The following is a 20,221-nucleotide window of genomic DNA, read 5'->3' as shown; positions in this document are numbered from 1 at the left end:
AGCTTCTCCCGAGGCGCCGGGACCTTCTCTGATCCTCGCCGCCTCGTGCCGAGACCAGGCGCGAAGCTGTCGGCATGGCAGCGAAGGACGAACTCGGAAGAGCCGGTGAAGAGCGCGCGGCGCAGCACCTGATCCGGCACGGCTACACCGTGCTGGACCGGAACTGGCGGTGCACGCAGGGCGAGATCGACATCGTCGCGTCCCACGGCGCGCATCTGGCCGTGGTCGAGGTGAAGACGCGGCGCTCTGCGGCCTACGGGCACCCGTTCGAGGCGATCGACGATCGGAAGAGGCGGCGTCTCTGGGGTCTCGCCTTCGCCTGGCGAGCCCAGCACCCCGAGCTCGCGCGCGGACTCGATCTGCGGATCGAGGCGATCGGCATCATCGGGGCCGACCCGTCCATCGGTGCGCTCGAGCATCTCGTGGACATCGCATGAGCACCGCGCGGACCTGGGCGGTCGCGCTCACCGGCGTCGACGGCCACATGGTCGAGGTCGAGGCCGATCTCTCGAATCAGACTCCGGAGTTCAAGATCATCGGTCTTCCCGACAAGTCGCTCGGCGAAGCGGTCCAGCGCGTGCACAACGCCTGCAAGAACGCGGGTCTCGACCTCCCGCGGCGCCGGCTCACGGTGAACCTCTCGCCGGCGAGCCTTCCGAAGCACGGCGCGGGGTTCGATCTCGGCATCGCGGTCTCGACGCTGGCCGCCGGCGGCGCGCTCGAACGCCGTTCGATCGCCGACACCGTCCACATCGGCGAGTTGGGGCTCGACGGACGCATCCGGCCGGTCCCCGGCGTCCTGCCCGCGGTGTTCGCGGCGGCCAGGGCGGGCTTCGAGCGCATCATCGTGCCGAGAGGGAACGAGGCCGAGGCGCGGCTGGTGCCTGGCGTCGAGGTGCGGGCTGCCGGGACGCTCGCCGAGGTCGCGGTGTGGCACGGCGCCGACGTCGAGGTGCCCGACATCGATGCCGTCGCGGTGGGCCGTACGCGGCCGACACCGGACCCTGCCCTCGATCTTGCGGATGTCGTCGGGCAGGACGAGGCCGTCGAAGCACTGATCGTGGCGGCGGCGGGCGGCCATCATCTCCTCCTGAGCGGACCGCCGGGAGCGGGGAAGACCATGCTCGCTCGGCGCCTTCCGGGAATCCTTCCTCCACTCCGGGAGCAGGAGGCTCTCGAGGTCGCATCCATCCGTTCGCTGAGCGGCGAACCGATAACGGCTCTCGAATCGCTCCCGCCGCTGGAGGCTCCGCATCACAGTGCATCGGTCGCCGCTTTGGTGGGTGGCGGTTCGCGCGTGGCCCGACCGGGTGCGATCGCCCGAGCGCATCGCGGTGTGCTGTTCCTCGACGAGGCTGCGGAGTTCTCCCGCGTCGCGCTCGACGCGCTCCGGCAACCCCTCGAAGCCGGTGTGATCGACGTCCACAGGGCCGGCTTCACAGCGAGGTTCCCTGCGAGGTTCCAGTTGCTCCTGGCGATGAACCCATGTCCGTGCGGAAACCACGGCGTGCGAGGAGCGGAGTGCGTGTGTCCGCCCATGGCGATCAGGCGCTACGCCACGCGCCTGTCCGGCCCGCTGCGGGACCGCGTCGACATCGATCTGTCGGTCACGCGGGTCGCGGCATCCCGGGCGACCGCGGGCGGTCGCTCCGAGGTGACCACGGCGCGGGCTCGCGCACGCGTGGAGGCGGCGCGAGCGCGAGCTGCCGATCGTTGGCGGGGGACACCATGGCGACGCAACGCCGACATCCCGGGGACCTGGTTGCGTCAGGGTTCGCTGCGACTGCCTCCGTCGACCCGCGCATCGCTGGACCGCGCGCTCGAACGCGGTGCGCTCACGCTCCGCGGATACGACCGCGTTCTCCGGCTCGCCTGGACGATGGCCGACCTCGCGGAGCTCGAGAACCCGGGGATCGACGAGATCGGCAGAGCGCTGCATCTGAAGAGAGGACTGACCCCGTGATGGAGATGCTGCTGGGCGACGCCGAAGTCGTCGCCGCCGCGCGCCGACTGCGGCCGGACGAGGATGTCACCGATGCTCTGGCCCGCGTCGCGTGGAGCGTCGTCGCCGAGCCCGGCGATGCCGTGGCCGGGACGCTGATCGGAGAGCTCGGCGCAGCCGATGCGCTGGGTATCGCGTTCGGAGGATCCCGCCAGGGGACGTTCGCACTTCTGGATGCCGCCGGCTCAGGGTCGCGCGCTCTGAGCGAGGCGCGCAAGCGGTGGCGCCCGCGTGCCGATCCTCGCGCCGTACGGGACGCACTGCGCAGCGCACACGACGTCGGCGCAGCCCTGCTCATCCCCGGCGACGCGTGCTGGCCTCACTCGCTCGACGACCTGGGGGCCAACGCACCGACGGTGCTCTGGGTACGCGGCCGCGCAGAACTGCTCGTCGCCGAGCCGCGGGCGTCGCTCGTCGGAGCGCGTGCGTCCAGCGGATACGGCGAGCATGTGGCGGCGGAGTTGGCCGGAGACCTCGCCGCCACCGGCACCGTCATCGTGTCGGGCGGGGCCTATGGCATCGACGGTGCAGCCCATCGTGCGGCGCTAGGCGTGAGCGGTGCGACGGTCGCGTTCCTCGCCGGGGGAGTCGATCGGGCCTATCCCGCGGGGCACCAGTCGCTGATCCGGCAGATTTCTGCAGAGGGCGCTGTCGTCAGTGAGCCGCCGTGCGGCGCGGCGCCCACCAAGTGGCGGTTCCTCGCGCGCAACCGTCTCATCGCCGCCCTCGGCCACGCGACGGTGGTGATCGAGGCGGGATGGCGCAGCGGCTCGCTCAACACGGCGGGTCACGCTGCCGCGCTGGGGCGTCCGCTCGGTGCGGTGCCGGGTCCGGTGACCTCGGCGGCATCCGCGGGCTGTCATCGACTGCTGCGCGAATACGATGCGCAGTGCGTGACATCTGCTCAGGAAGTACGGGAGCTCTGGGGGATGGGCGCCGGTTCATCGTCGTCCGCGCGACCCGTCGATCCCGATCGGATCCGCCTGCTCGATGCGATGAGCACGAGGGCGCGGACGTCCGTCGACGAGCTCGCCCGAAGATCCGGGCTGGGACCCGACCGTGTGCGCGCGCTGCTCGGTCTCCTCGAGCTCGAGGGGGAGGTCCAGCGCGATGACGGAGGCTGGCGCCGCATACCGGCAGCACGAGGCGCATGAGATCCGCGTCGTCGCCTCCCCGGCGGGGCTTCGGTCAGCGCCACGCGACCGCGGGCAGACTGAGCTCATGGAACTCGCGATCGCCGCCGAGGCGTTCGCCGATCACCTCGAGCGGGTGCGTCGGCTATCGCCGGCGACCGTCAAGGCCTATCGCTCTGACCTGCGCGACCTCGGAGCGTCAGCGGGTCCAATCGCCCTCGAAGAGGCTGACCTCGAGGTGCTGCGGGACTGGCTCTGGCGCGCCACGCAGCGCGGAGACGCGAGATCGACGCTGGCGCGCCGTGCGGCTGCCGCCCGGTCGTTCTTCAGCTGGGCGCAGGAGCAGGGACTCATCGCGCACGACCCGAGTCTGAGACTCATCGCCCCGAAGAAGGGGCGCACGCTGCCGACCGTCGCCTCGCGCGACGCGATGTCGGGGCTTCTCGACGCCCACCGCGCTGCCGCGGGCGCCGGGGAACCGGTCGCCCTGCGCGACCATGCGATCCTCGAGCTGCTCTACGGATCCGGCATCCGCGTCTCGGAGCTCTGCGGTCTGGACATCGACGACCTCGATCTCGACCGGGGGACGGCACGGGTTCTCGGCAAGGGCTCCAAGGAGCGCGTCGTGCCCTACGGGGCACCGGCGCGAGATGCGCTGCGCGCCTACCTCACCCGGGGGAGACCCGCACTGATCGCCCGTGCCGCCGCCGCCACGCCGGCGGTGATGCTCGGCACCCGAGGTGCACGCATCGGGCCGCGCACGGTCTACACCCTCGTCGCGCGCGTGCTGGCCCCGATCGTCGGCGCCGAGACCATCGGCCCGCACGCGCTGAGGCATACGGCGGCCACCCATCTGCTGGACGGCGGCGCCGACCTGCGCGCCGTGCAGGAGATCCTCGGCCACGCCAGTCTCGGCACCACCCAGATCTACACGCACGTGTCCGCGGAGCGACTGACTGCGACCTACCGCCTGGCGCACCCGCGAGCCTGACGGCGCTCAGGCGCGCCCACGGTGCCCACGGTCGGCCGCCGGCGTCAGAGCGGGTCGCAGCACGGCAGCAGAACGGCGCGCGGGACATCGCCGAACAGGATCAGGGGGTTGATGTAGGCGCCGTCGAGTCGCACGCCGAGATGAAGCGTTCCCGGTGCCGCGTGACCGCCGACGGCGACGACCCCTATTTCGTCGCCGGCCGAGACCGGGTCGCCCGGACGCAGCGACGACTGCAGCGGCTCGAACGTCGAGACCAGGCCGCCTTCGTGCTCGATCGTGAGCAGCGGCCGGTCGACGACCGTGCCCTGGAACGCGACGACTCCGGCGGCAGGAGCGCGCACCACCGCTCCGACGGGAGCAGCGAGGTCGACGCCGCGGTGACCGGCGCCGTACGCATGGGCGGGCGCTCGATAAGGCTGCACCACCTGACGGGCGCCATCGACCGGCCACAGCCACTGCGCGTCCTCGGAAACGGAGGAAGGAACGGCGGCGATGCGCTCGGGCGTGAACAGGAGCGAGATGACGATCAGGACGATCGCGGACACGGGTCGTGAGGAAGCACGCATGACGGCATCCTGCTCGGCCGGGCCGAGGCCGCGTCGCGATCTGGGCCTGAGTGACGGATGCGGGGGAGAACCGGCTTCGATCGCGGTGGAGTGCAGCGCCAGTCGGGCCGCGGCATCCTGTATGCTGGAGGAGCACCTCGATATCGGGGTGACTACGCGTGCCCAGAGCGACCGGCGTCTGCAAAGACTGAGGTCGTGGCATCCACTCCCACAGGTCCTGCTCCACGAGCGGGCGGGAGTGCGCCGGGCACCAGGAAGTCCGATCAGAAGATCGGCAGACAACCTCAACGGCGCAGAATCGCGCCAGAACCAGGAGACGACCATGGCTGTGGTCACCATCCGCCAGCTGCTCGACAGCGGCGTGCACTTCGGACACCAGACCCGTCGGTGGAACCCGAAGGTGAAGCGCTTCATCCTCACCGAGCGCAGCGGCATCCACATCATCGACCTCCAGCAGTCGCTCGGCTACATCGACAAGGCCTACGACTTCGTCAAGGAGACCGTCGCCCACGGCGGCACGATCCTCTTCGTCGGCACCAAGAAGCAGGCGCAGGAGATCCTCGCCGAGCAGGCCACGCGCGTCGGCCAGCCCTTCGTGAACCAGCGCTGGCTCGGTGGACTCCTCACCAACTTCCAGACGATCTCCAAGCGTCTCGCCCGTATGAAGGAGCTCGAGGAGCTCGACTACGAGGTCCCCGCGAACAGCGGCTTCACGAAGAAGGAGCTGCTTCTCAAGAAGCGCGAGCTCGACAAGCTGCACAAGTCGCTCGGTGGTATCCGCAACCTCACGAAGACGCCTTCGGCCATCTGGGTCGTCGACGCCAAGCGCGAGCACCTCGCCATCGACGAGGCCAAGAAGCTCGGGATCCCGGTGATCGGCATCCTCGACACGAACGCCGACCCGGACGACTTCCAGTACCCGATCCCCGGCAACGACGACGCGATCCGCTCGGTCTCGCTGCTGACGCGCATCATCGCCGACGCCGCCGCCGAGGGCCTGCAGCAGAAGCACAACCCCGAGTCGGGCGACGCTGAGCCGCTGGCCGAGTGGGAGAAGGAACTTCTCGAGACCCCCGCCGACGCTCCCGTCGTCGAGGAGTCCGCTGACGCGGCTGAGGTCGAGCCGGCCGCCGATGAGGCTGCCGTCGTCGAGACGCCTGCCGCCGACGAGACCGCTGCCGACGAGGCCGGTGCCGAGGCGCACGACGAGGCGATCGCCGCTGCTTCCGGTGAGGAGACCGCTGAGGTCGCCGCCGCCGAGGCTGCAGACGCCAAGTAATCCCCTCGTACACACACATACATAACGAAGCAAGGAGCCACCACACATGGCCAACTTCACCATCGCGGACCTCAAGGCGCTGCGGGAGCAGCTCGGCACGGGAATGGTCGACACCAAGAAGGCGCTCGAGGAGGCTGACGGAGACGTCGAGAAGGCCACCGAGATCCTGCGTCTGAAGGGTGCCAAGGGCAACGCGAAGCGCGCTGACCGTTCCACCAGCGAGGGACTGATCGTCGCTCGTGAGCAGGACGGCGCCGTGACGCTCATCGAGCTCGCCTGCGAGACCGACTTCGTCGCCAAGAACGAGCGCTTCATCACGCTCGCCGAGAAGGTCGCCGACGCTGTCGCAGCGGTCAAGGCCGATTCGGTCGAGGCCGGCCTCGCGGCCGCCGCCGGTTCGCAGACCGTCGAGCAGCTGATCTCGGAAGAGGCGGCGATCATCGGCGAGAAGGTCGAGCTGCGCCGCGTGCGCACGATCTCGGGCGACAAGGTCGAGGTCTACCTCCACCGCACCAGCAAGGACCTGCCGCCGCAGATCGGCGTCGTCGTCGCCTACACGGGTGACGACGCGGAGACCGCGCGCAGCATCGCCCAGCACATCTCGTTCGCCAACCCGTCGTACCTCGCTCGCGAGGACGTGCCGGCAGACGCGGTCGAGAAGGAGCGCGAGATCGTCACCGAGATCTCCCGCAACGAGGGCAAGCCGGAAGCGGCGCTGCCCAAGATCGTCGAGGGCCGCGTGTCCGCGTTCATCAAGCAGGTCGCCCTGCTCGAGCAGGACTACGCGAAGGACAACAAGCTCTCCGTCGCCCAGGTCGCGAAGGACGCCGGTATCACCGTGACGGACTTCGCGCGCTTCAAGGTCGGCGCGTAACACTGTCGAAGGGGTTCGGATCATCGCGATCCGGACCCCTTCTTCGTGCCCACGAGGCACTATCTTGAATCGGGACGAGAGGACACCCCCACATGACTGAACGCACTGGACGCCGCCGCGTCCTTCTCAAGCTCTCCGGCGAGGCTTTCGGGGCCGGTCAGCTGGGCGTCAGCCCCGATGTGGTCTCGCAGATCGCGCGCGACATCGCCGCTGCCGTCGATCGCGTCGAGGTCGCCATCGTCGTCGGGGGAGGCAACTTCTTCCGTGGCGCCGAACTGAGCCAGCGAGGCATGGACCGCGGCCGAGCCGACTACATGGGCATGCTGGGCACCGTCATGAACGCGCTCGCCCTTCAGGACTTCCTCGAGCAGGCTGGCGCCGCCACACGCGTGCAGTCCGCCATCTCGATGACGCAGGTGGCAGAGCCCTACATCCCGCGCCGCGCAGAACGCCACCTCGAGAAGGGGCGCGTCGTGATCTTCGGCGCCGGTGCCGGCCTTCCGTACTTCTCCACGGACACCGTCGCCGCCCAACGAGCGCTGGAGATCGGCGCGCAGGAGGTGCTCGTCGCCAAGAACGGCGTCGACGCCATCTACACAGCCGACCCCAACAAGCACGCCGATGCGGAGCGCATCGAGCGGGTCACGTACCGCGACGCGCTGCAGCGCGGCCTCAAGGTCGTCGACTCGACGGCGTTCAGCCTGTGCATGGACAACAGCATGGACATGCGCGTCTTCGGCATGGAGCCCGCGGGCAACGTCACGAGGGCGCTGCTGGGCGAGCCCATCGGCACACTCGTCACCGCCTGAGTGGCTGAGCGGGTGGAGAGGTCCTCGCCCGATAGAATTTCCAGAACACCCCGACGATAGGAGTCACCGTGATCGCGGATGTCCTCGCTGAAACCACCTCCCGTATGTCGCGGGCGGTCGAGGCTGCCAAGGAGGACTTCTCCACGGTGCGCACCGGCCGCGCGAACCCGCAGCTGTTCCAGAAGCTGTTCGTGGATTACTACGGGACGCCGACTCCGCTGGCTCAGCTCGCATCGCTGGCCAACCAGGAGGCGCGCACCCTCATCATCACCCCGTACGACAAGTCGGCGCTCAAGGCGATCGAACAGGCCGTGCGCGACATGCCGAACCTGGGTGCGAACCCGACCAACGACGGCAACCTGGTCCGGGTGACGATGCCCGAGCTCACCGCCGAGCGGCGCAAGGAGTACGTCAAGCTCGTCAAGTCCAAGGGCGAGGACGCCAAGGTCCACGTCCGCGGCATCCGCCGCAAGGCGAAGGACGAGCTCGACGCGCTGAAGAGCGAGATCGGCGAGGACGAACTCGCGCGGGGCGAGAAGGAGCTCGACGCTCTGACTCGTCAGCACGTCGACCTCATCGACGACGCTCTCAAGCGCAAAGAGGCCGAACTCCTCGAGGTGTAGTCCGGATGTCCGACGACACGCGACACGGCGAGGAGGGACGATCGCCGACGCACCGTGCAGCAGACGATGCCGGGACGCCAGACGACGGCGTCCCGCTCGCTGACGAAGCGTTCCCGTCCTTCGACGCCGCGACGATCCCCCCGCGTCCACCGCTGCCGCCCGTCGAGGCGGCGCTCGCAGGCGCCGGGCCCCTAGACACCGCGGATCACAACGCGATCCGGGAGCAGTGGCGCGTGCGGAGAGATGAGCTCAACAGCCACGTCTCCCACGCGCGGGATCAGATCGACCAGGCGAACGAGCGCATCAAGGAGCGCACCGGCCGGGACCTGATCCTGGCGACTCTCATCGGACTCGCGTTCGGTGCCGCGCTGCTGGGCTCGCTGCTGTTCATCAAGGCGCTCTTCGTCCCCTTCGCCCTCGCTGCGGCGCTCCTGGGCGTGTACGAGCTCTCGCGTGCGCTGCGCGCCTCAGGCCGTCGCGTCGACGTGGTCCCGCAGTTGATCGCGGCCACCCTCCTCGTGCTCTCGGCGTACTTCGCCGAGCCCTGGCTGTGCTGGGTGATGGTGTTCGTCGCGGTCGCGTTCGTGATCGTGTGGCGGCTCGTCGGCCAGATGGTCGTGAAGGATGGCCGCACGTACGGCGAGGTGCTGGCGGATGCCGTGATCAGCGGCTTCGTGCAGATCTACGTGCCGTTCCTCGCGGGTGTCGCGCTCATCCTGCTCGTGCAGGAGGGCGGCCAGTGGTGGGTCCTCAGCTTCATCGCCATCGCGGTCGCCGCCGACACCGGCGCGTACGCCGCGGGGCTGGCGTTCGGTCGCCACCCGATGGCGCCCAAGATCAGTCCGAAGAAGACGTGGGAGGGCTTCGGAGGCGCTGTCCTCGCCTCTCTCGCCGCCGGCGTGCTGCTCGCGATCTTCCTCCTCGATCTCCCGTGGTGGGCCGGCCTGATCTTCGGAGCGTCGATCCTGCTCACGGCGACGCTCGGCGACCTCGGCGAATCCATGCTCAAGCGGGACCTCGGCATCAAGGACATGAGCTCCTGGCTTCCCGGGCACGGCGGCCTGCTCGACCGGCTGGACAGCATCCTGCCGTCGACCATCCCCGCACTGGGCCTGTACTTCCTCCTCTCTCCCTGGGTGGTTCTCTGATGAATGAAGACCGGATCGACGAGCAGACGGCGCCGCAGGCGCCACCGGCGTTCGCTCTGACCACGGGCCGCACGCGGGGCTATCACCGCACGGCCGTCGACACCTTCCTCGCATCGGCTCGGCGAGCGTTCGAGACGGGTCGAGACGAGATGGGTGCCGTCGACGTGCGCACGGCCTCGTTCCCCCTCGTGAAGGGCGGCTACGTCGTCGCCGACGTGGACGCCGCGCTGGGGCGTGTCGAGGATGCTTTCGCCGCACGTGAGCGCGAGCAGGTCGTGCGCTCGCGCGGAGCCGGCGCGTGGGTGGAGCGGGCCCGCGAAGATGCGCAGCTCATCCTGGATCATCTCGCTCGCCCGCGTCGTCACCGCTTCGCCCGCACCGGTGTCCTCACCTTCGGATACCGGATCGACGAGGTCGATCACGTGACCACGCGGATCGTGCGATACCTGCGCGACGGTGAGGGTCTGACTGCCGAGCAGCTGCGGTCGGCCGCGTTCCGGATGCAGCGCGGTGGCTACCGCGAGGAGCAGGTCGACGCGCTCCTCGACGCGGCGATCGACGTCATCCTCGCCGTTCGGTGACGTTCCTGATGGCCGTCTCAGCCAGGTCTGCGTAGACTGTCATCCATCGTGAACTCCCGAAACGACATGACCCTCGAACGAAACGGCTCGTCGCTGGTGCCCGCAGCGACGGTGAATCCCGCACGCACGGGCACTCGCCGGTGGTCGCGACGACGCGGCGTCGTCGGCGTCTTCAGCGCTCTCGCCGTCGTGGCATTCGCGGGCGCGCTGGTCGCTCCCACGGGAGTGGCGCTGGCTGAGCAGGCTCCGGAGGAGTCGCCGGATTCGGCATACTCCGTGGCCCTCGCCGACACGCAGAACCTCACCGTCACTGTCGAGGGGGCACCGATCACGCCTGCCGTTCGCGGCACCTTCGAGGTGTACGTCAAGCCCAAGCCTGTGCCGGTTCCCGCTCCGGCGGCGGCCTCCGGTTCGAGCGACGAATCCTCGGGCAGCGGACCTCTGTTCTACACCGGCGGAGGCGCACCGGCCGAGTGGATGGCCGCCGCCGGCATCGCCGAGAGCGACTGGGGCTACGTCGATTACATCGTGTCCAAGGAGAGCGGCTGGAACCCGAACGCCACGAACTCCTCGTCCGGGGCGTGCGGTCTCGTGCAGGCGCTGCCCTGCAGCAAGGTGCCGGGCAACGGCTACGACCCCGTCGACAATCTGCGCTGGGCCAACGGATACGCCACCGGTCGGTATGGCAGCTGGGCCGGCGCGCACGCGTTCTGGACGAACAACCACTGGTGGTGAGCCGGCATCGTGCCACGCTCCCACCGACGCCGTCCGGCGCGCCCTGACGCCGAGGATTCCCTCGAGCGCCTGCTCGCCGGGTGGAAGCGCACGGAAGTCCGTCGTGGCAGCGAGTGGACGGTCCAACCCGTCTCCGCCGTGCAGGCGCAGAAGGCTTATCGCTGTCCCGGCTGCGCGCAGGACATCGAGCCGGGCACACCGCATCTGGTGGCCTGGCGCGCCGACGGTGTGCTGGGAGATGCCGCGGATCTCGCGGCACGACGTCATTGGCATACGCACTGCTGGAGGCTCGCGTGAACATGGAGATCCGGGGGCCGCTCGAGCTCCCCGCACGACGTGAAGAGATCGAGTTGCAGACGGCCGACGGCTTGAGACTCGTCGGCGAACTCGCTCAGCCGGAGGACGCCGCCCCCGTCGCCACCCTCGTGACCCTGCATCCCCTGCCCACGGCGGGTGGGTTCATGGACTCCCACATCATTCGCAAGGCCGCTGCCCGGCTTCCTGCCCTCGCCGATCTCGCCGTGCTGCGGTTCAACACCCGCGGCACGACTTCGGCGCGGGGAACGAGCGAGGGAGCGTTCGACGGCGGCGCCGCCGAGCAGTTCGACGTGGCGGCGGCGATGGACTTCGTTCGGGAACGCGAACTGCCTCGTCCCTGGCTGCTGGGGTGGTCGTTCGGCACGGAGCTCGCTCTGAAGTACGGCCGAGAGCACGAGATCGAAGGCATCATCCTGCTCTCGCCCCCGTTGCACCGGGCGACGGACGGGGAAGTGGCGGCCTGGGCGAGCACGGATCGTCCCGTCGTCGTTCTGGTGCCCGAGCTGGACGACTATCTCCGCCCGGATGAAGCCCGACAGCGTTTCGCCGCGATCCCGCACGCGCAGCTCATCGCGGTGGAGGGTGGCAAGCACCTCTGGGTCGGCGAGACGCAGACACGGCGGGTGCTCACGGAGATCGTGGCTGCGGTCAACGCCTCCGCGCTCCCGCTGGCGACCCACTGGCCGCCCGCCTGAGCGGGCGTCAGAGCTCGTTCATCCGCGGGATGACCACCTGACGGTAGATGATCAGGATGCTCGCGGCGACGGGGATGGCGATGAGGGCGCCGAGCAGACCGAGCAGGCTGCCGCCCGCGAGGGCGGCGACCACGACCACGGCACCGGGTACCGAGACGGCACGGCTCATGATGCGCGGCGAGATGATGTACGCCTCGATCTGCATGTAGATCAGGTAGTAGATGCCTGCGGCGATCGCCGTGGCGGGGGAGCCCAGCCCGGGGATCAGGCACGCCAGCACGATGATCGTCGAGCCCGTCAGCGTGCCGACCAGGGGGATCAGCGAGAAGAAGAACGCGACCACGGCGAGCACGGCGGGGAACGGCGCCTTGATGATCGACAGGTACACCGCGCTGAGCACGCCGTTGATGACGCCCTGTGTGACCTGTCCCATGACGTAGTAGCCGACCGAGTCGGTGATCTGGTCGGCCAGGTCGATGAAGCGGTCGCGCTTCGAGGCGGGAGCCAGCTGGTACACGGCCCGCTTGAGAGAAGGTGTGGAGGCCGTGAGGTAGATCGTGAGGATGAGCACGATGAACGCACCGAACAGGCCGCTGAGCACCGCACCGCTCGCGACCAGGACTCCCTGACCGATCGACCCGCCGATCTCGGTGAGGTTGGTGTTCAGCCAGTCCTCGACATAGCTGAAGACGTCGTCGACGCGGAGGTTCGGGAAGGAGCCCTTCATCCAGTCCTTGAGATCGTCGATCGCCGTTCCGCGCTGGACGATCGCCGATATCTGCGCGATCAACTGGGAGATCTGGTTCACCAGCACCGGAAGGATGATGAGCACGATGCCGACGAAGATCGCGAGCACCGCGAGGATCGTGACGAGCACCGCGAGCCAGCGGGGGAGCCGGCGACGCTCGAGATACGACACGAGCGGGTCGAGCCCGAGGCTGAGGAACAGGGCGGTCCCGAGGTACAGGAGAACGGTCGAGAGCGTCTCGACGCTGCCGATCAGCAGGATGCCGAGCCCCACGCCGAGCGTCGCCACCAGGGCGGTGCGGAAGGGGTTGTGGATCTTCATCTCGGCTCCTCGGAACGTGTGGAATCAGATTATCGAGCCGCGTCGCGGTGAACCGCGCGACGTGCCGGACAGGTGCCGAGCGGAGGTGCTCGTGGGCAACACACAGGAGGTTTCGCTAGTCTGAAATGTCGAGTGTTGCGTCTCGGATGGATATCCGGGGTGCGTGAGGAGACTATTCGTGCGTTTCGTATGGGCCGTTGTGGCCTTCGTGCTGGCCGCGGTGCTGATCGGGGCAGGGATCGCCCAGCGAACCATCTTCCTGGGGCCGCCGTCGCAGCAGACCCAGGTGGAGGTCGAGGAACCGGCGCCGTTCGTGCTCATGGACGGCGAGGTGCTCCGAACTCACCCAGGCGCCCAGACGCTCCTCGTCCGGGGCGAGGGAGAGATCTTCGCCAGCTACGGCCGTACGCCCGACATGGAGGCGTGGCTGGCCGACTCGGACTACAACCACGTGACCGTCGCGGACGACGGAACGCTCGACGTCGAACACGTGGTGGCCGGAGCGGCAGCCGATGAGACGGATGCGACACCGGCGCCTGAGGAGACACCCGCGCCCGAGGCGACTCCCACGCCCGAGGGGGAGACGGATGGAGGCGAGTCGACGAGCGAAGAGCCCGCCGGTCGCAACCCGGCCGGGTCCGACCTCTGGCTGGACTCTTTCGGCGACGAGAACGCCCTCATCGCCGACAACATGCAGCTCCCGGATGGCACGAGCGTCCTGATCGCCTACGACGGCACGAAGGACGCCCCGGACGACATCGCGGTCTCCTGGCCGCTCGACACGAGCACGCCGTGGGCGGGACCCCTCATGGCAGCCGGCGGCGCCGTGCTGCTGATCGGCCTGATCCTCTACATCCTCGGCATCCGCCATCAGCGACGCGGACGCGGTCCCCGTCGCAAGGGCCCTGGCCCGTTGCCTGTCACGGAGCCGATCGACGTCGCAGCGCTGCCCCCGGCTGAACGGGAGGCCATCGAGTCGACCGAGCCGCACGCACCGGCCGACGCGACCGAGGAGACCAAGATCGAGGACGCCGAGATCGTGGACGAGGGCAAGGAACCGGATTCGAAGAACGCGATGCGAGCCGCCCGCCCCGCCGGCAGGCGGCGCATGCTGGCGCTCCCGGCGCTCGGCCTGACGGCTCTGCTCGTCGCCGGCTGCTCCGCGGATTCCTGGCCGCAGTTCGATGAGAGCGCGCCGTCGCCGACGCCGACCCCGACCGTGATCGCGCCGGAGAACCAGAAGCCGCCCGCCGTCACCGAGGCTCAGGCCACGCGGATCCTTCAGACGATCTCCGGCACGCTCGAGGAGGCAGACACGGCGCTCGACGTCGATCTGGCGTCGACGCGTCTGGACGGGCCGGCTCTCGCCGCGCGCACCACGGAGTACGCGCTGCGCACGCAGATCACGGACGGCCCGCTCCCTTCCGTCATCCCGACCGATGAGGTCGAGGTCGTGCTCCCCGAGGCGACGGACCGCTGGCCGCGCACCGTCCTCATGCTCTCCAAGGGCACGAGCGACGACACCGTTCCGCCGGTCATCCTGACGATGACCCAGGCTGACCCGTGGTCGAACTACAAGGTCACCGATATGGCGGAGATGTCGGCCGACGCCGTCTTCCCCGACGTGGCGGCCGCGTGGCTCGGGACGTCGCTCGTCCCGCAGGACTCCGCGTTCCTGCGCGTCGCACCCGGAGAGGTCTCCGCGGCCTTCGCCGACGTCGTCGATTCCGGTGACAAGAGCGCCTCGTACGACCTCTTCGACGACCTGTCGCTGAACCTGGCGAAGTCCATCGTCGACAGCCGTCAGGCGGTCGTGCAGACGCTCGCCGACAACGGGGCGTCCGCGACCTCGCAGGCCGCGTTCGACATGGCACCGGCCACCTCGGTGCCTGTGTCGATGACGACTCTCGACAGCGGCGCGATCGTCGCGGTGTCGTTGACCGACACCGAGAGTGTCACGCCGACATCAGCGGACGCGGTGATCCGCTTCGGCGACAACGCGCAGGCGAAGGCCCTGACCGGTGTGACGGAGTCCGCCAAGGGCGTCGAGACGACGTACGAGTTCCAGCTGTTCTTCTCGGTTCCGGCGCAGGGATCGACGGAGCAGATCAAGCTCCTGGCAGTCCGCCAGGACCTGCTGTCCGTGAAGGTGATCGAATGAGTGAGATCTCTCCCGCCGCCCTGCGCGGCGCCGTCGACCTGTCGAGCCTCCGCAACCGTCCGGCACCCGCGCCGGCCGGCGCGCCGGCTCCCGCAGTCGTCGATGTCGTCGTGGACGCCACCGACGAGACGTTCGGCCAGATCCTCGAGCTCTCGCGCACGGTGCCCGTGGTCGTGGACCTCTGGGCCGAGTGGTGCGGCCCGTGCAAGCAGCTGAGCCCCATCATCGAGAAGGTGACCAGGGAGCTCGGTGGTCGGGTGCTGCTCGCCAAGGTGGACGTGGACGCGAACCCTCAGCTTGCTCAGAGCTTCCGGGCGCAGTCGATCCCGATGGTGGTGGCCCTGATCGCGGGCCAGCCGGTCCCGATGTTCACGGGCGTGGTGCCCGAGCAGCAGGTGCGCGACGTCTTCGCGCAGCTGCTCCAGGTCGCGGCCCAGAACGGCGTCACGGGATCACTGGCGCTGGGTGAGGAAGCCGACAGCGCAGAGCCCGCCGAGGAGCCGCCGCTCCCGCCGCTGCACGCCGAGGCGTTCGCAGCGATCGAGACCGGCGACTACACCGCCGCCATCCGCGCCTATGAGCAGGCGCTCGTGGAGAACCCCCGCGACGAGGACGCCCTGGCCGGTCTGGGCCAGGTCCGCCTGCTCGACCGGGTGCAGGGACTCGACCTGCAGGCTGCGCGTGCTGCCGCCGCTGATGCGCCTCTCGATGTCCAGGCGCAGTTCGCGGTCGCGGATCTCGATCTCGCCGGCGGCCATGTCGAGGATGCGTTCGGTCGCCTGCTCGACCTGTTCGCCCAGCTGCCCTCCGAGGAGCGCACGCCCGTCCGCGAGCGTCTCATCGAGCTGTTCGGGCTGATCGGCGCGGCCGACCCGCGGGTGATCACGGCACGCAACCGCCTGTCGTCGCTGCTCTTCTGATCGGCCGATCAGCCGTTCGAGATCGTCGGCAGGTGCGGGTCGGGCTGATGCCGCAACCACAGCGTCGACAGCGCGGGCAGCGTCACGGTGGCCATCGGCGCGCCACCGTCCTCGGCTCGAGCGATCACCATGCCGAGGTTGCCTGAACCGCGGCCGCCGTAGTCCGCGGCATCCGTGTTGAGGATCTCCTGCCAGACACCCTCGCGCGGGAGGACCAGTCGGTGGCCGGTGCGCTCCACTCCCGCGAAGTTGCTGATGACGACCAGCCGGCCGCCGTGCGCGTCGCGGCGCTCGAAAGCGATCACGGTCGGTTCCCAGTCCGGTGCACCCAGCCGTGAGAACGACGATCCGTCGCTGTCGCGTTCCCACAGGGGGGCCTGCGCCCGGTACGTGTGGTTGAGGGCGCCGACGAAGCTCTGCAGCTGCGCGTGCGAGGGCTGGTCCAGAAGCCACCAGTCGAGCTCTCGGCCCTCCGACCACTCGGCGATCTGCCCGAACTCCTGGCCCATGAACAGCAGCTTCTTGCCCGGGTGCCCCCACATGTACGCGAGGTAGGCGCGGACGTTGGCGAGCTTGTGCCAGTGGTCGCCCGGCATCTTCGCCAGCAGACTGCCTTTGCCGTGCACGACCTCGTCATGACTGATCGGCAGCAGATAGTTCTCGCCGAAGGCGTAGACGAACGAGAACGTCATCTCGCCCTCGTGATGCGAGCGGTACATCGGGTCGCGCTCGATGTACTGCAGCGAGTCGTTCATCCAGCCCATGTTCCACTTGAAGCCGAAACCGAGACCGGCGTGGTCGGTCGGCGCGGTCACTCCGGGGAAGCTCGTCGACTCCTCGGCGATCATCAGGATGCCGGGGTGCAGGCGGTAGGCCGTGGCGTTGACCTCCTGCAGGAACCGGATGGCCTCGAGGTTCTCGCGGCCGCCGTGGATGTTCGGCTCCCACTCGCCGGCGTTCCGCGAATAGTCGAGGTAGAGCATCGAGGCGACCGCATCGACACGCAGTCCGTCGACGTGGAACTCCTCGAACCAGTAGAGCGCATTGGCGACGAGGAAGCCGCGCACCTCCGGCCGCCCGTAGTCGAAGATGAGCGTGCCCCAGTCCTGGTGCTCGCCGCGCCGCGGATCCGGGTGCTCGTAGAGGGGCTGCCCGTCGAACCGCGCGAGCGCGAAAGCGTCTTTCGGGAAGTGTCCGGGAACCCAGTCCATGATCACGCCGATGCCGGCCTGGTGCAGCCGATCGATCAGGTGGCGCAGGTCGTCGGGAGTGCCGAACCGGCTCGTCGGCGCGTAGTAGCCGCTGACCTGGTAGCCCCACGAGCCTCCGAAGGGGTGCTCGGCGAGCGGCATGAACTCGACGTGCGTGAATCCGGCATCCGTGACGTGCTGGATCAGGGGTTCCGCGATGTCGCGGTAGCCCAGACCGTTGCGCCAGGATCCGAGGTGCACCTCGTAGATCGAGAGCGGTTGCGCGACCGCATGCGTCGCCGCACGACGGGTCATCCAGGCGCCGTCGGTCCAGACGTAGGACGACGATGTGACGACGGATGCCGTGTCCGGCGGAACCTCCGCGGCGAGGGCCATCGGGTCTGCCTTGAGGATCCAGGCTCCGTCGCGGGTGCGGATCTGGTACTTGTACTTCGTGCCCTCGGCGAGATCCGGGATGAACAGCTCCCACACACCGCTGACGCCCATCGAGCGCATCGCGTGCGTCTCGCCGTTCCAGCCGTTGTGGTCGCCGACCACCCGGACGGCGGTGGCGTTCGGGGCCCAGACGGCGAAGGAGATCCCCTGCTCGCCGTCGAGCGTGCGGGGATGGGCGCCGAGGACCTGCCACAGGCGCTCGTGTCGTCCTTCGGCGATCAGATGCAGGTCGATGTCGCCGAGTGCGGGGGAGTGACGGTAGGGATCGCCCTGGACGGACTCCTCGTCGTCGCCGTATGCGGTGGCGAGGCGATAGGAGAGCGGCGGGCCGGCGTGCTGGGCCTCCCAGATGCCGTGGGCCACATGATCGAGAGCCAGTCGGCTCCCGTCGGCGAACACCGCTTCGACAGAAGAGGCGAGCGGGCGGCGGGCTCGGACGACCGTGACGGTGTGATCGGCGGCGTCCTTGATCGGATGCGCACCGAGCACCGAGTGCGGATCATGGTGCTCCGCAGAGGCGATGGCCTCCCAATCGGCGGACGTCCTGGCGTCTTCCACGTAGCTCATGATCGCTCCCTCACCTTCAGGATGTGCACCGGCTCGGCGAAAGCGTCGAGCCGCACGTAGTTGTGGTCGCTCCAAGTCCAGACCGCGCCCGTGAGCAGGTCCTCCACCTCGAAGTCCTCGCCGAGCGGGACGCCCCAGCGCGTCGTGTCGAGATGGACCGTCGTCTCGCGTACCGAATGCGGATCGACGTTGGCCACGACGATGATCGTGTCGGCCTGCCCGGTGCCCGTGAACGCGGCATCCAGGTGCTTGCTGTAGACGAGGACGGAGTCGTCGTCGCTCCAGTGCGTCGCGAAGTTGCGGAGCTGGCGCAGCGCGGGGTGCGCGGCTCGGATCTCGTTGAGTCGACGCAGCAGCGGGGCGAGCGACTCTCCGCGCGCCTCGGAGCCGGCCCAGTCCCGCACCTTGAACTCGTACTTCTCGTTGTCGATGTTCTCCTCGGAACCCGGGCGGGCGACGTTCTCGAACAGCTCGTATCCGGCGTACACACCGTAGATCGGGGCCGCGGTGGCCGCGATGCATGCGCGGATCCGGTAGGCGGCTCTGCCGCCGAACTGCAGGTACTCCGTGAGGATGTCGTGCGTGTTCACGAAGAGGTTCGGACGCATGTAGTCGCTGGTCTCCTGCGACACAGAGGTGAGGAACTCCTCGAGCTCCTCCTTGGTGTTCCGCCAGGTGAAGTAGCTGTAGCTCTGCTGGAATCCGACAGCGGCGAGCGCGCGCATGACCGCCGGGCGCGTGAACGCCTCGGCCAGGAAGATGACGTCGGGGTCCTCGGCGTTCACGGTCCCGATGAGCCATTCCCAGAACTGCAGCGGCTTCGTGTGCGGGTTGTCCACCCGGAAGATCTTCACTCCCTGCGCGACCCAGTGCCGGACGATGCGCAGCATCTCGGCGTAGATGCCGGCCGGGTCGTTGTCGAAGTTCAGCGGATAGATGTCCTGGTACTTCTTCGGCGGGTTCTCGGCGTACGCGATCGACCCGTCGGGGAGCGTGGTGAACCACTCCGGGTGCTCAGCGACCCACGGATGGTCCGGTGACGCCTGCAGCGCGAGGTCGAGGGCGACCTCGAGGCCCTCCTTCTGCGCGGCGCGCACGAAGGCGCGGAAGTCCTGCGCCGTGCCCAGATCGGGGTGGATGGCGTCGTGGCCGCCCTCCGCCGCACCGATCGCATAGGGCGAGCCGGGGTCGGTCGCCTCGGCGACCAGGGTGTTGTTGCGCCCCTTGCGATTCGTGGTGCCGATCGGATGGATGGGGACCAGGTAGAGGACGTCGAAACCCATCTGCGCGACGCCAGGAAGCCTCTTCGCGGCCGTGCGGAACGTACCGGTCTTCACACTCCCGTCCTTGAGACGCCTGGCGCCTTCGGAACGGGGGAAGAACTCGTACCACGCGCCGACGCCGGCCGTCGTGCGATCGACGAGCAGCGTCTGGGGCGTCGAGGCGGAGCGGAGGCTCGCGAGCGGCCGATCCGCGAAGATCTGCGCGAGCGCGGCATCCGTCGATACGGCGATGGTCGTCGCTGCATCGCCACCCGCCAGAGACGTCGCTTCGGCCAGCAGACGCTTGCGCTGCGCGGCCGGACGATCCTTCTCGCCTGCAGCCCTGGAGAGGAGCTGGGCGCCCAGAGCTGCCATGATCGGCACATCGACGCCGGCGGCGACCTTCAGCTCGGCGGCGTGAGCCCAGGTCGCGAAGTCGTCCGAGAAGGCCTCGAAACGATAGATCCAGCGGCCCTGAAGATCCAGCGCGATCTCGGTCGACCAGCTGTCGGTGCCGTCGAGTCGCGGGGACAGTCGATGCAGGCTCTCCTCGCCTTCGGGCGAGGTCAGCCGGACGTGCACGCCGATGATGTCGTGGCCCTCGCGGAAGGACACGACGCTGAACGGGACGACCTCGCCGACGAACGCCTTCGCGGGGAACCCGCCGGGGACAGAGGGCGAGCCGTTCAGAAGCGGGAGGCGGGGCGTGTGCGTATCCTCCGCGATCGTGACGTCACCACCGGGGCGCGTCGGGATCTGAGAGGGGCTCCGGAGAGCCGAGGACCGAGTACCACCACGTGCAGCCACCCCCTCAACGTACCGCCCGGACGTGGTCGCGGGAA

19 protein-coding genes are annotated in these 20,221 nt (G+C 69.0%); 15 read left to right on the top strand and 4 right to left on the bottom strand.

Annotation, left to right across the window (positions count from 1 at the left end; all coding sequences use genetic code 11):
* Window positions 1–74: 74 nt before the first annotated feature.
* From ABS642_RS04630 to ABS642_RS04615, 4 genes are all read left to right on the top strand, one after another.
* Window positions 75–437: a YraN family protein gene (locus ABS642_RS04630; RefSeq protein ID WP_282217266.1), complete on the top strand. Its 363-nt coding sequence runs from the start codon at window positions 75–77 to the stop codon at window positions 435–437.
* The gene (locus ABS642_RS04625; protein WP_350352417.1) at window positions 434–1,963 is read left to right on the top strand and encodes a YifB family Mg chelatase-like AAA ATPase; all 1,530 of its coding nucleotides are present in this window, start codon (window positions 434–436) and stop codon (window positions 1,961–1,963) included. Before ABS642_RS04630 ends, ABS642_RS04625 begins: the two co-directional genes overlap by 4 nt.
* Entirely contained in the window at window positions 1,963–3,156 is a 1,194-nt protein-coding gene (gene dprA, locus ABS642_RS04620; protein ID WP_350353403.1) for a DNA-processing protein DprA, read from the top strand. The genes ABS642_RS04625 and dprA overlap by 1 nt, the downstream gene beginning before the upstream one ends.
* 67 nt (window positions 3,157–3,223) lie before the next feature.
* A complete protein-coding gene (locus tag ABS642_RS04615; RefSeq protein ID WP_350352416.1) occupies window positions 3,224–4,126 on the top strand; it encodes a tyrosine recombinase XerC in 903 nt (300 codons plus the stop codon).
* Between the two features lie 44 nt (window positions 4,127–4,170).
* Here the strand turns inward: ABS642_RS04615 and ABS642_RS04610 are convergent, their stop codons facing one another.
* Entirely contained in the window at window positions 4,171–4,692 is a 522-nt protein-coding gene (locus ABS642_RS04610) for a M23 family metallopeptidase (protein WP_350352415.1), read from the bottom strand.
* Window positions 4,693–5,014: 322 nt separating this feature from the next.
* Between ABS642_RS04610 and rpsB the strand changes: the two genes are divergently transcribed.
* The 9 genes from rpsB (at window position 5,015) to ABS642_RS04565 (ending at window position 11,754) form a co-directional block, all read left to right on the top strand.
* On the top strand, window positions 5,015–5,971 hold the full coding sequence (gene rpsB, locus ABS642_RS04605) for a 30S ribosomal protein S2 (RefSeq protein WP_282217261.1): 957 nt from the start codon (window positions 5,015–5,017) through the stop codon (window positions 5,969–5,971).
* 46 nt (window positions 5,972–6,017) lie between these two features.
* Window positions 6,018–6,845 (top strand): translation elongation factor Ts, encoded by an 828-nt coding sequence (tsf, locus tag ABS642_RS04600; protein ID WP_282217260.1) that lies wholly within the window; start codon window positions 6,018–6,020, stop codon window positions 6,843–6,845.
* Between the two features lie 92 nt (window positions 6,846–6,937).
* The gene (pyrH, locus tag ABS642_RS04595; RefSeq protein ID WP_017202017.1) at window positions 6,938–7,654 is read left to right on the top strand and encodes a UMP kinase; all 717 of its coding nucleotides are present in this window, start codon (window positions 6,938–6,940) and stop codon (window positions 7,652–7,654) included.
* A 68-nt stretch (window positions 7,655–7,722) separates the two neighbouring features.
* On the top strand, window positions 7,723–8,277 hold the full coding sequence (frr, locus tag ABS642_RS04590; RefSeq protein WP_350352414.1) for a ribosome recycling factor: 555 nt from the start codon (window positions 7,723–7,725) through the stop codon (window positions 8,275–8,277).
* Between the two features lie 5 nt (window positions 8,278–8,282).
* On the top strand, window positions 8,283–9,425 hold the full coding sequence (locus tag ABS642_RS04585) for a phosphatidate cytidylyltransferase (protein ID WP_282217259.1): 1,143 nt from the start codon (window positions 8,283–8,285) through the stop codon (window positions 9,423–9,425).
* Window positions 9,425–10,006: a DivIVA domain-containing protein gene (locus tag ABS642_RS04580; RefSeq protein WP_350352413.1), complete on the top strand. Its 582-nt coding sequence runs from the start codon at window positions 9,425–9,427 to the stop codon at window positions 10,004–10,006. The genes ABS642_RS04585 and ABS642_RS04580 overlap by 1 nt, the downstream gene beginning before the upstream one ends.
* A 66-nt stretch (window positions 10,007–10,072) precedes the next feature.
* A complete protein-coding gene (locus tag ABS642_RS04575) occupies window positions 10,073–10,741 on the top strand; it encodes a transglycosylase SLT domain-containing protein (RefSeq protein WP_350352412.1) in 669 nt (222 codons plus the stop codon).
* A 9-nt stretch (window positions 10,742–10,750) separates the two neighbouring features.
* Entirely contained in the window at window positions 10,751–11,038 is a 288-nt protein-coding gene (locus ABS642_RS04570; RefSeq protein ID WP_350352411.1) for a hypothetical protein, read from the top strand.
* Between the two features lie 2 nt (window positions 11,039–11,040).
* Entirely contained in the window at window positions 11,041–11,754 is a 714-nt protein-coding gene (locus ABS642_RS04565) for an alpha/beta fold hydrolase (RefSeq protein WP_350353402.1), read from the top strand.
* A gap of 7 nt (window positions 11,755–11,761) precedes the next feature.
* Here the strand turns inward: ABS642_RS04565 and ABS642_RS04560 are convergent, their stop codons facing one another.
* On the bottom strand, window positions 11,762–12,823 hold the full coding sequence (locus ABS642_RS04560) for an AI-2E family transporter (RefSeq protein WP_282217255.1): 1,062 nt from the start codon (window positions 12,821–12,823) through the stop codon (window positions 11,762–11,764).
* A gap of 178 nt (window positions 12,824–13,001) precedes the next feature.
* Between ABS642_RS04560 and ABS642_RS04555 the strand changes: the two genes are divergently transcribed.
* Complete coding sequence (locus tag ABS642_RS04555; RefSeq protein WP_350352410.1) at window positions 13,002–14,984, top strand: glycosyl transferase; 1,983 nt, start codon at window positions 13,002–13,004, stop codon at window positions 14,982–14,984.
* On the top strand, window positions 14,981–15,904 hold the full coding sequence (locus ABS642_RS04550) for a tetratricopeptide repeat protein (RefSeq protein ID WP_350352409.1): 924 nt from the start codon (window positions 14,981–14,983) through the stop codon (window positions 15,902–15,904). The genes ABS642_RS04555 and ABS642_RS04550 overlap by 4 nt, the downstream gene beginning before the upstream one ends.
* A gap of 8 nt (window positions 15,905–15,912) precedes the next feature.
* On the opposite strand, the gene glgB is transcribed toward ABS642_RS04550, so the two are convergent.
* Window positions 15,913–18,117: a 1,4-alpha-glucan branching protein GlgB gene (gene glgB / locus ABS642_RS04545; RefSeq protein ID WP_350352408.1), complete on the bottom strand. Its 2,205-nt coding sequence runs from the start codon at window positions 18,115–18,117 to the stop codon at window positions 15,913–15,915.
* On the bottom strand, window positions 18,114–20,069 hold the full coding sequence (locus ABS642_RS04540; RefSeq protein ID WP_350353401.1) for an alpha-1,4-glucan--maltose-1-phosphate maltosyltransferase: 1,956 nt from the start codon (window positions 20,067–20,069) through the stop codon (window positions 18,114–18,116). The genes glgB and ABS642_RS04540 overlap by 4 nt, the downstream gene beginning before the upstream one ends.
* Window positions 20,070–20,221 lie beyond the last annotated feature (152 nt).

It is taken from the genome of Microbacterium sp. A8/3-1 (assembly GCF_040267695.1).
Lineage (GTDB): Bacteria > Actinomycetota > Actinomycetes > Actinomycetales > Microbacteriaceae > Microbacterium > Microbacterium luteolum.
Note: the sequence above shows the minus strand (reverse complement) of the source record. Positions and strands in the feature narration are given on the sequence as shown.

Excerpts from the sequence above, each read along its gene's own strand:
- ABS642_RS04630 (WP_282217266.1), top strand. The coding sequence starts at position 75 with ATGGCAGCGAAGGACGAACTCGGAAGAGCCGGTGAAGAGCGCGCGGCG.
- ABS642_RS04625 (WP_350352417.1), top strand. The coding sequence starts at position 434 with ATGAGCACCGCGCGGACCTGGGCGGTCGCGCTCACCGGCGTCGACGGC.
- dprA (WP_350353403.1), top strand. The coding sequence starts at position 1,963 with ATGGAGATGCTGCTGGGCGACGCCGAAGTCGTCGCCGCCGCGCGCCGA.
- ABS642_RS04615 (WP_350352416.1), top strand. The coding sequence starts at position 3,224 with ATGGAACTCGCGATCGCCGCCGAGGCGTTCGCCGATCACCTCGAGCGG.
- ABS642_RS04610 (WP_350352415.1), bottom strand. The coding sequence starts at position 4,692 with ATGCGTGCTTCCTCACGACCCGTGTCCGCGATCGTCCTGATCGTCATC.
- rpsB (WP_282217261.1), top strand. The coding sequence starts at position 5,015 with ATGGCTGTGGTCACCATCCGCCAGCTGCTCGACAGCGGCGTGCACTTC.
- tsf (WP_282217260.1), top strand. The coding sequence starts at position 6,018 with ATGGCCAACTTCACCATCGCGGACCTCAAGGCGCTGCGGGAGCAGCTC.
- pyrH (WP_017202017.1), top strand. The coding sequence starts at position 6,938 with ATGACTGAACGCACTGGACGCCGCCGCGTCCTTCTCAAGCTCTCCGGC.
- ABS642_RS04585 (WP_282217259.1), top strand. The coding sequence starts at position 8,283 with ATGTCCGACGACACGCGACACGGCGAGGAGGGACGATCGCCGACGCAC.
- ABS642_RS04580 (WP_350352413.1), top strand. The coding sequence starts at position 9,425 with ATGAATGAAGACCGGATCGACGAGCAGACGGCGCCGCAGGCGCCACCG.
- ABS642_RS04575 (WP_350352412.1), top strand. The coding sequence starts at position 10,073 with ATGACCCTCGAACGAAACGGCTCGTCGCTGGTGCCCGCAGCGACGGTG.
- ABS642_RS04565 (WP_350353402.1), top strand. The coding sequence starts at position 11,041 with ATGGAGATCCGGGGGCCGCTCGAGCTCCCCGCACGACGTGAAGAGATC.
- ABS642_RS04560 (WP_282217255.1), bottom strand. The coding sequence starts at position 12,823 with ATGAAGATCCACAACCCCTTCCGCACCGCCCTGGTGGCGACGCTCGGC.
- ABS642_RS04550 (WP_350352409.1), top strand. The coding sequence starts at position 14,981 with ATGAGTGAGATCTCTCCCGCCGCCCTGCGCGGCGCCGTCGACCTGTCG.
- glgB (WP_350352408.1), bottom strand. The coding sequence starts at position 18,117 with ATGAGCTACGTGGAAGACGCCAGGACGTCCGCCGATTGGGAGGCCATC.